The following is a 13,269-nucleotide window of genomic DNA, read 5'->3' as shown; positions in this document are numbered from 1 at the left end:
GATGCTCTTCCCCGAGTCCCGGCTGGCCCTCGAGCTGATCGCCGGCGAGACCCCGGTCTGGACCGAGGGCTACGACATCGACGCGGCGCGGGCGCAGGCCCGGGCCACGGCCGCCGCCGAGCCGCGCGAGGACGTCGCCGAGGTGAGTGACGTCGACGCCGACGGCGTACCCGCCCGTCTCTACACGCCCGTGGGCGCGGGTGAGTCGGTCGTCGTGCACGTCCACGGCGGCGGCTTCGTGTTCAACGACGTCGAGGTGCACGACGCGCGGGCGCGCCGGCTGGCCAACCTCAGCGGGCAGCGGGTGCTGAGCGTCGACTACCGGCGACCACCGGAGCATCGCTTCCCGGCTGCCGTCGACGACGTCGCGGCGGCAGCGGGCTGGGCCCAGCGCACGCTGGACGGTCGCCTGCTCGCGCACGGCGACAGCGCCGGCGGCAACCTCGCGCTCGTGGACGCTCTGCGGCACCCGGGGCGCTACGCCGCGCTGGTGCTGATCTACCCGTTCCTCGACCCGACGGCTGGCTTCGAGTCCTACCGCACGCACGCGGACGGCTTCGACCCGCGCGAGGGTGCCTGGTACTGGGACCAGTACGCGACCCCGGCCGACCACACCGACCCGGACCTCGCGCCGCTGCTCTCCGACCGGCTCGGCACCCTGCCTCCGACGCTGGTCGTGACTGCGGAGCACGACCCGCTCCGCGACGAGGGTGAGGTGCTCGCCCGCCGGGTCGCGGAGGCCGGCGTCGAGCTCGTGGCCTGCCGCTACCAGGGCCAGCTGCACGGCTTCTGGCGCCACCCGCGGGTGTTCCCGGCAGCCGAGACCCTGATGGGACAGGTCGCCGCGTTCGTGCGCCAGCACGGCTGAGACAATGCCGCCATGCGCGTGCACCTCGGCTGCGACCATGCCGGACTCGACCTCAAGGACCACCTGACCGCCTGGCTCACCGAGCACGGCTACGAGCCCGTCGACCACGGCCCGTTCTGGTACGACGCGGAGGACGACTACCCGATCTTCTGCCTGCGCGCCGCCGCGGCCGTCGCCGAGGAGCGGGCCGCGGGCCAGGACAGCCTGGGCGTGGTGATCGGCGGCTCGGGCAACGGCGAGCAGATCGCCGCCAACAAGGTCGCCGGCATCCGCTGCGCGCTCGCCTGGTCCGAGGAGACCGCGCTGCTCGGGCGCCAGCACAACGACGCCAACGTGGTCGCGGTCGGTGGCCGCATGCACTCGATCGAGGACATGACGCGGTTCGTCGAGCTCTTCCTCGCCGAGCCGTTCTCCGGCGCCGAGCGGCACCAGCGTCGCATCGACGAGCTCACGGCGTACGAGGCCGACGGCGTCCTGCCGCCGCTGCCCGCACGCCCCACCGATGCCTGAGGGGCACACCCTCCACCGCCTGGCCGGTGAGCTGACCGCGGTCTTCGGCGGCCAGGTGGTCGACGTGAGCAGCCCCCAGGGGCGGTTCGCCGGCTCGGCGGAGCTCCTCGACGGGCAGGTGCTCGCCGGGGCCGAGTCGTGGGGCAAGCACCTCTTCATTGCCTTCCCCGACGACCGGTTCGTGCACGTCCACCTGGGCCTCTACGGCAAGTTCGACGTGCACGACGGCGTCGCGAGCGTCCCCGAGCCGGTCGGGCAGGTGCGGCTCCGGCTCGCCACCGAGACGGCGTACGCCGACCTGCGCGGCGCGACGGCCTGCGAGCTGCTGACGCGCGCCGAGCGCGATCTGATCGTCGCCCGGTCCGGACCGGACCCGCTGCGCGCGGACGCCGACCCGGGCATCGCGTGGGACCGGATCCGGCGCAGCAAGGCGCCGATCGGCGGCCTGCTGATGGACCAGTCGGTGCTGGCCGGCGTCGGCAACGTCTACCGGGCCGAGGTGCTCTTCCGGCACCGGATCGACCCGTACCGACCGGGCAGCTCCCTGCGGGTCGGCCAGTGGCGCGCGATGTGGGACGACCTGGTCGTCCTGATGCGGGAGGGGGTCCGCACCGGGCGCATCGACACGGTCCGCCCGGAGCACACCCCGGAGGCGATGGGCCGGCCGCCGCGGCGCGACGACCACGGCGGCGAGGTCTACGTCTACCGGCGCAACGGGATGCCCTGCCACGTGTGCGGCCACGCGGTACGCACGGCCGAGCTGCAGGGACGCAACCTGTTCTGGTGCGGCCATTGCCAGCGCAGGTACCGGTCGCGAGCACTACAGTGATGCCCACCCCAGGACCTGGGCCGACGACGAGGACCGACGAGCAGATGACGGCACGCAGCGACGCGGACCGGGCCGCCAGCCCGTCCAGGCTGAAGGTCGCGCGTCGGCGACGGCGGCTCCTCCCGCGCGGCAACGACACGCTGGCGGCGCTGGTCGCGCTCACCGTCCTCGTGACGGTGCCGGTCCTGATCTGGCCCGACACGGCGCCGATGACCATGCTGATCGTGCCGCTGCTGCTCGGCAGCCTGCTGCTCGGCCCCCGTCAGCTGCCGTGGTTCGTGGTCTTCGTGATGGTGATGCTGATGCTGGCGATCGCCGCGCAGCGGGAGATCACCTCGAAGCAGGTCCTCGCGATCACCATCCTCTACCTGCTCTGCTTCATCGTGCTGCTGACGTCGTTCCGCCGCTCCCGGCTCGGGGTCGCCGGCGTGCAGGGCGAGTCGATGCTCGTCGACCTGCGCGACCGGATCCTCAGCCAGGGCGGAATCCCGCCGCTGCCCGAGGGCTGGCTCACCGAGACGGCGCTGCGCTCGGCGGGGGGTACGCCGTTCGCCGGTGACTTCATCGTCGCCGTCGGTGCCCCCGAGTCCGACCGCCTCGAGATCGTGGTCGTCGACGTGTCGGGCAAGGGGGAGCAGGCCGGCACCCGCGCGCTGCTGCTGTCCGGCGCCTTCGGCGGTCTCCTGGGCGCGCTCCCGCCCGCCGACTTCCTCCCGGCGGCCAACGAGTACCTCCTGCGCCAGGGTTGGGAGGAGGGGTTCGCGACCGCGATCCACCTCTCGCTCGACCTGGTCAGCGGCGCCTTCGAGGTCCGCACCGCCGGGCACCCGCCGGCCGCCCAGCTCGACGCCGGCTCCGGTCGCTGGACCGTCCACGAGGGGGAGGGGCCGGTCCTCGGCCTGATCGAGGAGGCCGAGTTCACCACGATCGCCGGTGTGCTGCGCAGCGGCGACGCCCTGCTCCTCTACACCGACGGCATGGTCGAGACCCCGCGCCGCGAGATCGGCCTCGGCATCGACCGGATGCTCGGCCAGGCCGAGCGGCTGCTGCGCGGCGAGTTCGCCGGCGGGGCCGACCGGCTCGTCGACTCGCTCGGCTCGCGCAACGACGACCGGGCCCTGGTGCTGGTCCACCGACGCTGACGGCGGCGCTCGGCCGGTGTCCGGGCGGTCGTGCCGGTTGGGGTCGGGACCCGCGCGTGTGGCACGATTGCACCCGCTCTCGGGGCCTCGGCCCCGGGCTCGCGGATGTAGCTCAATGGTAGAGCCCCAGTCTTCCAAACTGGCTACGCGGGTTCGATTCCCGTCATCCGCTCCAAGCAGGGTCCTGAGCGTGCCCCGGGCACGCGTGGGACCCCACTTGGCGGGGCGTAGCGTAGTGGCTAGCGCGCCTGCTTTGGGAGCAGGAGATCGCAGGTTCGAGTCCTGTCGCCCCGACTGAACCACCACCGAGCACCAGTCATCGAAAAGTAGGAGAAAGCCTGTGAAGAGCGCCGTCGAGACCTTGAGCCCGACCCGGGCCAAGCTGACCGTCGAGGTGCCCTTCGAGGAGCTCAAGCCGAGCCTCGACGCGGCCTATCAGAAGATCGCCAAGCAGATCAACGTCCCCGGCTTCCGCCGCGGCAAGGTCCCGCCGGCCGTCATCGACCGCCAGGTCGGCCGTGGCGCCGTCCTCGAGGAGGCCGTCAACGAGGTCGTCCCGCAGAAGTACGTCGAGGCGCTCCAGGCCAACGACCTCCAGCCGCTCGCGCAGCCGGAGATCGAGGTGACCAAGTTCGAGGACAACGAGGCGCTCGAGTTCACCGCCGAGGTCGACGTCAAGCCCGAGATCAAGCTCCCGACGTACGACGGCGTGACCGCGTCGGTCGAGGACATCGTGGTGAGCGACGAGGACGTCGCCGAGCAGGTCGAGGCGCTGCGTGAGCGCTTCGCGACCCTCATCGACGTCGAGCGCCCCGCCGCCGACGGCGACTTCGTGGTCATGGACCTCAAGGCGACCAAGGACGGCGAGGTCGTCGACGGCGCCGAGGTGTCCGGCATGTCCTACCGCGTGGGTCGCGGCGGCATGATCGACGGTCTCGACGAGGCGCTGGTCGGCCTGGCCGCCGGCGACGAGAAGGTCTTCTCCTCCCAGCTCGTGGGTGGTGACCTGGTCGGCGAGGGCGTCGACGTGGCGGTCGCCGTCAGCCAGGTGCAGGAGCAGGAGCTGCCCGACCTCGACGACGAGTTCGCCCAGCTCGCCTCGGAGTTCGACACCGTCGAGGAGCTGACCGAGGACGTCCGCGAGCGGCTCGGCCGCGGCCGCCGTCTCGAGCAGGCCGCCGCCGCCCGCGACGCCGTCCTCGAGGCGCTGCTGGAGTCGGTCGACGTCCCGCTGCCCGAGACGATCGTGACCGATGAGCTCAACGCCCGCCGCTCCAGCTTCGAGCAGCAGCTCGCGTACGCCGGCGTCACCATGGAGAAGTACCTCGAGGACGAGGGACAGACCCAGGAGGAGTTCGAGGCCGACCTCGAGCGCCGGGTCCGCGACGCGGTCACCGCCCAGTTCATCCTGGACGAGATCGCCCAGGTCGAGGAGTTCGGCATCGACCAGCAGGAGCTCTCGGAGCACATGGTCCGCAAGGCCCAGCAGTCCGGCGAGGACCCGCAGGCGTTCGCGAACCACATGTTCGAGCACAACCACATCCCCGAGCTGGTGCAGGAGATCCTGCGCGGCAAGGCGCTGGCCCGCATCGTCGAGTCGGCCGTCGTCACCGACGCGTCCGGCAACCCGGTCGAGCTGAAGAACCTGCTCCCCGACGGCACCATCGGTGAGCCGGAGGCCGAGGTCGAGGCAGACGCCGACGCCGAGGCGCCCGCCGAGCCCGCCGAGGAGGAGAAGGCCGAGGCCTGATCCACACGCCCGCTCCCGGGCAACGTCGTACGCCGGCCCGCCAGGCTCGTCCTGGCGGGCCGGCGTCATTGCGGCGCAGACGCGGGCTGGGCGTCCCGTCGGCGACGCGGCCGACCGCACGTTTGGTCACCAAGCGCAGACCGGGAGCGTTCCCACCTGCGGTTTGGTCACCAATCCATGGGCCCCGCCACCTCGCCACCACGACATACCGCGGGTATGGTCGCCGCATGACCCAGCCCGCACCGGGACCCGGCGTGCTCGACGCGCTGTCCCTGCTGACCGAGGTGGCCGACGAGCTGGTGGTGCGCAGCGTGCGCGACACCCACGACGCCTGGGCGGACCGCTTCGGCGGCTACCCGGGGCGTCGGATCACCTCCGCGGTGTACGGCGGGGCCTCGCTCGGCCTGCGCGCCGCGTCCGCCGGCCTGGGCCGGGCGGGTGGTCTGGGTCCGCGCCTGGACGCGGGGGCGCGCGGGCGCTTCGTCCGCTCGGCGGTCAATGGCCTGATCGGCGACCGGCTCGCCGTCGAGCGGCCCGATCTCGCGATCACGATGGCCGTGCGTGCGGACGGGCGGGACGTGCCGCTGGACCCCGACGGGCTCGCCGCCGCGTTCCCGGGGGCGACCGGACGGGTCGTGGTGTTCCTGCACGGGCTCTGCGAGAACGAGTCCTACTGGGAGCGCTGGCGCGAGCGGACCGGGACGACGTACGCCGAGATGCTCGCGGGGGAGGGCTGGACCCCGGTCCTCCTGCGGGCCAACACCGGGCTCGGCCTGCGCGAGAACGGTGCGGCGCTGTCCGCCCTGATGCAGCGCCTGGTCGAGGCGTGGCCGGTGGAGGTCGAGCGCGTCGCGCTCGTCGGCCACTCGATGGGCGGCCTGATCCTGCGGGCTGCCGGTGCGGTCGCCAGCGACGTCGAGGCGCCCTGGACCGACCGGGTCTCGGACGTGGTCACGCTCGGCACGCCGCACCTGGGAGCGCCGATCGCGCGGGGGATCGGCCACGGCAGCCGCGGGCTGTCCCGGCTCCCGGAGACCGCGGCGTTCGGCCGGATCCTCGACTGGCGCTCGGTCGGCGTGCACGACCTGGTCGCGGGCCTGGCGGAGGACGTCCCGCCGCTGCCGCACGCGCGCTACCGCCTGGTCGCGGCCACCCTGACGACCCAGGAGCGGCACCCCGTCGGGCACGTCGTCGGCGACCTGCTGGTGCGCCCGCCGTCGGCGTACGGACGCGACCGGCACGGCCAGGAGCTGTTCCCCGACGCGACGGTCCTGCACCTGGGCCGCACGGACCACTTCGGCCTCCTCAACCACCCCGACGTCCACGAGGCCCTGCGCGGGTGGCTGGCATGAGCGCCGACCGGGAGCTGTACGCCGAGGGCGTCGTCGCGGCGCCGACCGAGCGGGTGTGGGCGCTGCTGACCGACTTCTCCCGGATGCCCGAGTGGAGCCCGGAGCTGGTGCGGATGATCCCGCTCAAGCGTGGCGGGCTGCGGGTCGGGCAGTGGTACCTCGGGATCAACCGGCGCCGTGCCGCGATCTGGCCGACCCGCAACGTCGTCGCCCTGCTGGAGCCGGGTCGGCTGGTGGCCTGGGACACGACCTCCAGCGGTGCGCGCTGGATCTGGGAGCTGGCTCCCGTCGCGGAGGGCACCCGGGTCGTGCACCGCCGGCCCGTGCCGCGCCGGCTCACCCGGATGTCGCGCCTGTTCGCGCCGGTGGCGCTGGGCGGCAGTGCGGAGCACGCCGACGAGCTCGAGGCCGGGATGGTCCAGACGCTGGACCGCCTCCGCGAGGCCGTCGAGGCGTAAATCCGCTGTTGGCGAACAGGGGCCGGTTGGCCGTGGAACTGTCGGCTCTTGCGGCTAGGGTCGCTTCCGTGACCCAGTACTCCAGCTCCGCATCGCACCCGGGGACTCATCAGCCGCAGCTCAACGGCGGCGGCGGGATGAACGACCTCGACGGCCACATCTACCAGCGTCTGCTGCGTGAGCGGATCGTCTTCCTCGGCTCCGAGGTGCGCGACCAGAACGCCAACGCGATCTGCGCCCAGCTGCTCCTGCTCTCGGCCGAGGACCCCGAGGCCGACATCTTCCTGCACATCAACAGCCCGGGTGGCTCGGTCGACGCCGGCATGGCGATCTACGACACCATGAACTACATCCCCAACGACGTGGCGACGGTAGGCATGGGCCTGGCCGCCTCGATGGGCCAGTTCCTGCTCTGCGCCGGCACGAAGGGCAAGCGCTACGCGCTCCCGCACGCGCGGATCATGATGCACCAGCCGTCCTCCGGCATGGGCGGCTCGGCCTCGGACATCAAGATCCAGGCGCAGCAGTCCCTGCACATCAAGCAGATCCTCCTCGACCTGATCGCGGAGCACACGGGCCAGCCGCGCGAGCAGGTCGAGAACGACGCCGACCGCGACCGCTGGTTCACCGCCGACCAGGCCAAGGACTACGGCCTCGTCGACCAGGTCATCAAGAGCGCCCGCGAGGCGGCCGACGACGGCCGTCCGGCCCGGCAGAAGGACTGACGCATGAACTACTACATCCCCCAGTGGGAAGAGCGCACGTCCTACGGGTTCCGGCGCATCGACCCCTACGCCAAGCTGTTCGAGGACCGCATCATCTACCTCGGCACGCCGATCTCCGACGACGTCGCCAACGCCGTCATCGCCCAGCTGATGTGCCTGGAGTCGATGAACCCCGACCAGGACATCCAGATCTACATCAACAGCCCCGGTGGCTCGTTCACCGCGCTGACGGCGATCTACGACACGATGAACTTCATCAAGCCGGACGTGCAGACCGTGTGCATCGGGCAGGCCGCCTCGGCGGCGGCGATCCTGCTCGGTGCGGGCGCCCGCGGCAAGCGGATGGCGCTGCCCAACAGCCGCATCCTGATCCACCAGCCCTACACCGAGGGCACGTTCGGCCAGACCTCCGACATCGAGATCCAGGCCAACGAGATCCTGCGGATGCGCGAGCTGCTCGAGAAGATGATCAGCGACCACAGCGGTCGGTCGATCGAGCAGGTGAGCGTCGACATCGAGCGCGACAAGATCCTCACCGCCGAGCAGGCCGTGGAGTACGGCCTGATCGACGCGGTGATCGAGTCGCGCAAGGGCGTCCCGGCGCTCACCTGAGCTCCACCATGACCTGACGTTGCCCGTGTCCACCCCCTCTTCGGGGGTGGCACGGGGTACCGTCAGGGGGGCTCTCGGCCCCTGAACGGCACCACCCCCAGGCACAGCTGCTGTACCAGCTCGACATACCGGGCTCGACTTACCGGAGGATGACCGCCCGTGGCACGTATCGGTGATGGAGGCGACCTGCTGAAGTGTTCTTTCTGCGGGAAGAGCCAGAAGCAGGTCAAGAAGCTCATCGCCGGCCCCGGCGTCTACATCTGTGACGAGTGCATCGACCTCTGCAACGAGATCATCGAGGAAGAGCTCAACGAGGGCACCGAGGTCAGCCTCGACGAGCTGCCCAAGCCTCGGGAGATCTTCGAGTTCCTCAACTCCTACGTGATCGGCCAGGAGCAGGCGAAGAAGTCGCTCGCGGTGGCCGTCTACAACCACTACAAGCGGGTGCAGGCGGGGATCCAGCCGCTGTCCGGCAAGCACAGCAAGGAGGAGGTCGTCGAGGTCGCGAAGTCCAACATCCTCGTGATCGGACCGACCGGCTGTGGCAAGACCTACCTCGCGCAGACCCTGGCGCGGATGCTCAACGTCCCGTTCGCCATCGCCGACGCGACGGCGCTCACGGAGGCCGGCTACGTCGGCGAGGACGTCGAGAACATCCTCCTCAAGCTGATCCAGGCCGCTGACTACGACGTCAAGAAGGCCGAGACCGGCATCATCTACATCGACGAGATCGACAAGGTGGCCCGCAAGGCGGAGAACCCCTCGATCACGCGCGACGTCTCCGGCGAGGGCGTCCAGCAGGCGCTGCTGAAGATCATCGAGGGCACCACCGCCTCGGTGCCGCCGCAGGGGGGTCGCAAGCACCCCCACCAGGAGTTCATCCAGATCGACACCACCAACATCCTCTTCGTGGTGGGTGGTGCCTTCGCCGGACTCGAGCACATCGTCGAGCAGCGCGTCGGCAAGAAGACCCTCGGCTTCACCGCCGAGGTCCGCGGCCAGGTCGAGCGCGACGCCGAGGACCTGCTCTCGCAGGTGCGTCCCGAGGACCTGACCAAGTTCGGCCTGATCCCCGAGTTCATCGGGCGGCTGCCGCTGATCGCGAGCGTCTCCAAGCTCGACCGGCCCGCGCTGGTGCAGATCCTCACCGAGCCCCGCAACGCCCTGGTCAAGCAGTACCAGAAGCTGTTCGAGCTCGACGGCGTCGAGCTCGAGTTCACCACCGAGGCCATCGAGGCGATCGCGGACAAGGCGATGGAGCGGGGCACCGGTGCCCGCGGCCTGCGCGCGATCATCGAGGAGGTCCTCCTCCACGTGATGTACGACGTGCCCTCCCGCGGCGACGTCGCCAAGGTCATCGTGACCGGCGAGGTCGTCACCGACGACGTGGCGCCCACGCTGGTGCCGCGCGAGTCCGAGGCCAAGAAGAAGAAGTCCGCGTAGGCGGACGCGACCGCGGGCCTGCGCTGGTTCAGGACGACCAGCCCCACAGCGGTTCGCCTAGCCCATCTGGGTCATTTATGACCAGATAGGGCCCAGGGGTTTGGCTCTGACCTGTCTGGACCGGAAAACTGACACTGGAACGTCCGTTTTTCCTCGGGAGGGTCTGGATGCGGTCAGAGCACCGTGCGCCGCTGGTGGCATCGATCGTCGTCGTCCTGGCGTGCTTCGGGGTGATGGTGCACGCGGTGCGTACCGACGCCCTCGGCGGCCTCGCCCGGAGCCTGCCGATGGGCATGATCGCCGGCACCGTCCTGCAGCCGAAGCCCGCGCCCGCCGGCGACGCACCGCGTCCCGCCATCGCCGCCCCGCCGGTCTCCACACCCACGAAGCGGCCCAGTGCCCCAGTCGCCACGCCGCAGGGCAAGCCCTCCGCGGGCGCGACGGCACACCCGACCCGCCCGGCCCACGCCGACGTCCGTCCGGTCGTCCAGCAGGCGCCGGCCCACCCGCAGCACGCGGCCACCCCGGTCGTCCCGAGCACGCCCGTCGCCACGCCGCTGCCGACGCCCTCGGTGCCCTCGGTGCCCGCCGTGCCGGCTCCCACGGTGCCCGGTCTCGCGGGGATCAAGCACGGCCTGGGTCACGGCCTGGGTCACTCCAACGGCCACGCGAGCGGCCAGGGCCTCGGCCAGGGTCTCGGCCAGGGCCTCGCCGCACTCGGCTCAGCCCTGGGCGGTGCGATCACCGACGCCCTCACCGACACCCGCGGTCACGGCTACGGCTCCCAGGGCTACGGCTCCCAGGACTACGGCTCGCAGGGCTACGGCTCGCAGGGCCACGGCTCGCAGGGTTACGGCTCGCAGGGCCACGGGTACGGTCACGACTCCGAGGACGAGTACGGCGACCGCCACCACGGCGGCCACCGCGGCCGGTACTGACCCGGCTCAGCCCTCGACGGGTGCCAGCTCGGCCACCACGGTGATCTCCGTCGCGCCCTCGGCGGCGACGAAGACCAGGTCGCCGACGATCTTGCCGGTCTTGCGCAGGTCGTCGGCCGCGAGCTCGGCCGCGTCGACCAGCGCCCGCGGGCCACGGATCTCGACCCGGGACAGCTCCGCGCGCATCGACACCTTGGCGTTCGACTTGGCGCCGCGGATCCCGACCAGCGCGGCCGCCACCGCGTCGAGCGCGACCGGGTCGGTGGCCGCCGCTGAGCCCAGCTCGGTGACCGTCGGCCAGCTGGAGAGGTGGATCGACCCCTCCTGCCACCACGACCAGACCTCCTCGGTCACGTAGGGCAGGAACGGCGCGAGCAGCCGCAGCTGGACGTCGAGCGCGATCGCCAGGGTGGCCTTCGCGGAGACCGTGTCGGCGCCGTCGCCCTCGGCGTACGCGCGCTCCTTGACCAGCTCGAGGTAGTCGTCGCAGAACTCCCAGAAGAACTTCTCGGCGACCTCGAGCGCGCTGGTGTAGTCGTAGGCCTCGAACGCGTCGGTCGCGGCGCGGACCACCTCGGCCAGGCGCCCGAGCAGGGCGCAGTCGAGCGGCTCGGAGACCTCGAACGGGTTCACGCCGGTCGCGCCGACGCCACCGAGGACGAACTTCGAGGCGTTGAGGACCTTCATCGCCAGGCGGCGGCCGACCTTCATCTGGGTCTCGTCGAAGGGCGAGTCCAGGCCCGGGCGAGCCATCGCGGCACGCCAGCGGACGGCGTCAGCCCCGAACTTGTCGAGGATCTCGGTCGGGACCACGACGTTGCCCTTGGACTTGGACATCTTCTTGCGGTCCGGGTCGAGGATGAAGCCGGAGACCAGGGCGTGCGACCACGGGGCGGCGTGGTTCTCGAAGTGCGCCCGCACCACCCGGGAGAAGAGCCAGGTGCGGATGATGTCGTGCGCCTGGGTGCACAGGTCCATCGGGAAGACGCGCTGCCACAGGTCGTCGTCGGACTCCCAGCCGCCTGCGATCTGCGGGGTCAGCGACGAGGTCGCCCAGGTGTCCATCACGTCGGGGTCGCCGATGAAGCCGCCCGGCTTCCCGCGCTGCTCCTCGGTGTAGCCACCGGGCGCCACGGTCGACGGGTCGATCGGCAGGTCCGCCTCGCGGGGGAGGAGCGGGTGGTCGTAGTCGGGCTCGCCCTCGGCGTCCAGGGGGTACCAGACCGGGAACGGGATGCCGAAGAAGCGCTGCCGCGAGATCAGCCAGTCGCCGTTGAGGCCGCCGACCCAGTTGTCGTAGCGGTGCTTCATGTGCGGCGGCAGCCACTGGATCTCGGCGCCGCGGTCGATCATCTCGGTGCGCAGCGCGGCATCGCGGCCGCCGTTGCGGATGTACCACTGACGGGTCGCGACGATCTCGAGCGGCTTGTCGCCCTTCTCGTAGAAGTTCGTCATCCGCTGCGTGGGCTTCGGCTCGCCGTCCAGGTCGCCGGACTCGCGCAGGGCGGTCACGACCGCCTCACGGGCGGAGAACGCGGTCTTGCCCTTGAGCTCCTCGTACGCCGTCGCGGCGGGCTCGTGCGCCAGCCAGTCGGGCGTCTCGCGCGACATCCGGCCGTCGCGGCCGATCAGGGTGCGGACCGGGAGGTCGAGCTCGCGCCACCAGGTGACGTCGGTGAGGTCACCGAAGGTGCAGCACATGGCGATGCCGGCGCCCTTGTCCATCTCCGCGGCGGCGTGGGCGCGCACCGGGATCTCGACCCCGAAGACGGGGCTGGTCACGGTGGTGCCGAAGAGCGACTGGTAGCGCGGGTCGTCCGGGTGCGCGATCAGCGCGACGACGCTCGGGATCAGCTCGGGACGCGTCGTCTCGATGTAGACGGGCTCACCGTCGGGCTTGTGGAACGCGACCCGGTGGTAGGCGCCGGCGTACTCGCGGGCCTCGAGCTCGGCCTGGGCCACCGCGGTCTGGAAGGTGACGTCCCAGAGGGTCGGCGCCTCCTGGAGGTAGGCCTCGCCGCGGGCGAAGTTGCGCAGGAACGCACGCTGGCTGACCGTCTGCGACTTGGGGCCGATGGTCGTGTAGTGCTGCTTCCAGTCGACCGAGAGGCCGAGGGTGCGCCACAGCTGCTCGAAGACCTGCTCGTCCTGCTCGACCAGCTGCTCGCACAGGGCGATGAAGTTGGGCCGGCTGATCGGGATCTGCTTCTTCGCGTCGGGCTTCTCCGGCGGCGTGAAGTCGGCGTCGTACGGCAGCGACGGGTCGCAGCGCACGCCGAAGTAGTTCTGCACCCGGCGCTCGGTCGGCAGGCCGTTGTCGTCCCAGCCCATCGGGTAGAAGACGGACTTGCCCCGCATCCGCTGGAAGCGGGCGATCAGGTCGGTGTGCGTGTACGAGAACACGTGGCCGACGTGCAGGCTGCCGCTCACGGTCGGCGGGGGAGTGTCGATCGAGTAGACGTTCTCGCGCGGCTGGGTGCGGTCGAAGGCGTAGGTGTCGTCGGCCTTCCAGCGCTCGCTCCAGGTGGCCTCGAGCCCCTCGAGCGCAGGCTTCTCGGGTACGACGACGGCGCGTCGATCCGCGCTGGTCGTGTCCGTGGCCTGGCTCTGCGTCTCGGTCATGTCCGAAATCCTAGGGCGCG

Annotated in this window: 12 protein-coding genes and 2 tRNA genes; 13 read left to right on the top strand and 1 reads right to left on the bottom strand. The window is 71.3% G+C overall.

Translation table 11 applies throughout. The features are described from left to right. The first annotated feature begins 1 nt into the window (after position 1). The 13 genes from ASC77_RS08845 to ASC77_RS08785 all read left to right on the top strand — a co-directional run bounded on the left by ASC77_RS08845 (position 2) and on the right by ASC77_RS08785 (position 10,627). Positions 2–868 carry an alpha/beta hydrolase gene (locus ASC77_RS08845; protein ID WP_056151164.1) on the top strand — a complete coding sequence of 289 codons (867 nt, stop codon included), beginning with the start codon at positions 2–4 and terminating at the stop codon, positions 866–868. 12 nt (positions 869–880) lie between these two features. After that, on the top strand, positions 881–1,378 hold the full coding sequence (locus ASC77_RS08840; protein WP_056151162.1) for a ribose-5-phosphate isomerase: 498 nt from the start codon (positions 881–883) through the stop codon (positions 1,376–1,378). After that, a complete protein-coding gene (locus ASC77_RS08835; RefSeq protein ID WP_056151161.1) occupies positions 1,371–2,207 on the top strand; it encodes an Fpg/Nei family DNA glycosylase in 837 nt (278 codons plus the stop codon). The genes ASC77_RS08840 and ASC77_RS08835 overlap by 8 nt, the downstream gene beginning before the upstream one ends. A gap of 44 nt (positions 2,208–2,251) precedes the next feature. Then, positions 2,252–3,349 (top strand): PP2C family protein-serine/threonine phosphatase, encoded by a 1,098-nt coding sequence (locus ASC77_RS08830; protein ID WP_056151159.1) that lies wholly within the window; start codon positions 2,252–2,254, stop codon positions 3,347–3,349. A 101-nt stretch (positions 3,350–3,450) separates the two neighbouring features. Next, positions 3,451–3,524, top strand: a tRNA-Gly gene (locus ASC77_RS08825). A 46-nt stretch (positions 3,525–3,570) separates the two neighbouring features. After that, a tRNA-Pro gene (locus tag ASC77_RS08820) sits at positions 3,571–3,643 on the top strand. Positions 3,644–3,689: 46 nt separating this feature from the next. Further along, positions 3,690–5,099 carry a trigger factor gene (gene tig, locus ASC77_RS08815; protein WP_056151157.1) on the top strand — a complete coding sequence of 470 codons (1,410 nt, stop codon included), beginning with the start codon at positions 3,690–3,692 and terminating at the stop codon, positions 5,097–5,099. Positions 5,100–5,326: 227 nt separating this feature from the next. Beyond that, on the top strand, positions 5,327–6,451 hold the full coding sequence (locus ASC77_RS08810) for a lipase family alpha/beta hydrolase (RefSeq protein WP_056151156.1): 1,125 nt from the start codon (positions 5,327–5,329) through the stop codon (positions 6,449–6,451). Then, positions 6,448–6,909, top strand: coding sequence for an SRPBCC family protein (locus tag ASC77_RS08805; RefSeq protein ID WP_056151154.1), 462 nt, complete (start codon positions 6,448–6,450; stop codon positions 6,907–6,909). The genes ASC77_RS08810 and ASC77_RS08805 overlap by 4 nt, the downstream gene beginning before the upstream one ends. Positions 6,910–7,046: 137 nt before the next feature. Continuing rightward, positions 7,047–7,634 carry an ATP-dependent Clp protease proteolytic subunit gene (locus ASC77_RS08800; protein ID WP_056151152.1) on the top strand — a complete coding sequence of 196 codons (588 nt, stop codon included), beginning with the start codon at positions 7,047–7,049 and terminating at the stop codon, positions 7,632–7,634. A 3-nt stretch (positions 7,635–7,637) separates the two neighbouring features. Further along, positions 7,638–8,246, top strand: a complete 609-nt coding sequence (locus ASC77_RS08795) for an ATP-dependent Clp protease proteolytic subunit (protein ID WP_056151150.1) — start codon at positions 7,638–7,640, stop codon at positions 8,244–8,246. Positions 8,247–8,405: 159 nt separating this feature from the next. Further along, positions 8,406–9,689, top strand: coding sequence for an ATP-dependent Clp protease ATP-binding subunit ClpX (gene clpX / locus ASC77_RS08790; RefSeq protein ID WP_056151148.1), 1,284 nt, complete (start codon positions 8,406–8,408; stop codon positions 9,687–9,689). Positions 9,690–9,883: 194 nt separating this feature from the next. Continuing rightward, the gene (locus tag ASC77_RS08785) at positions 9,884–10,627 is read left to right on the top strand and encodes a hypothetical protein (protein WP_056151146.1); all 744 of its coding nucleotides are present in this window, start codon (positions 9,884–9,886) and stop codon (positions 10,625–10,627) included. A 6-nt stretch (positions 10,628–10,633) separates the two neighbouring features. Here ASC77_RS08785 and valS read toward each other — a convergent pair whose 3' ends face one another. After that, the gene (valS, locus tag ASC77_RS08780; protein WP_414813180.1) at positions 10,634–13,258 is read right to left on the bottom strand and encodes a valine--tRNA ligase; all 2,625 of its coding nucleotides are present in this window, start codon (positions 13,256–13,258) and stop codon (positions 10,634–10,636) included. Between the last annotated feature and the right edge of the window lie 11 nt (positions 13,259–13,269).

The sequence above is a fragment of the Nocardioides sp. Root1257 genome (assembly GCF_001425175.1).
Lineage (GTDB): Bacteria > Actinomycetota > Actinomycetes > Propionibacteriales > Nocardioidaceae > Nocardioides.
The sequence above is the reverse complement of the archived record's forward strand: the minus strand, read 5'-3'. Positions and strand labels throughout refer to the sequence as shown.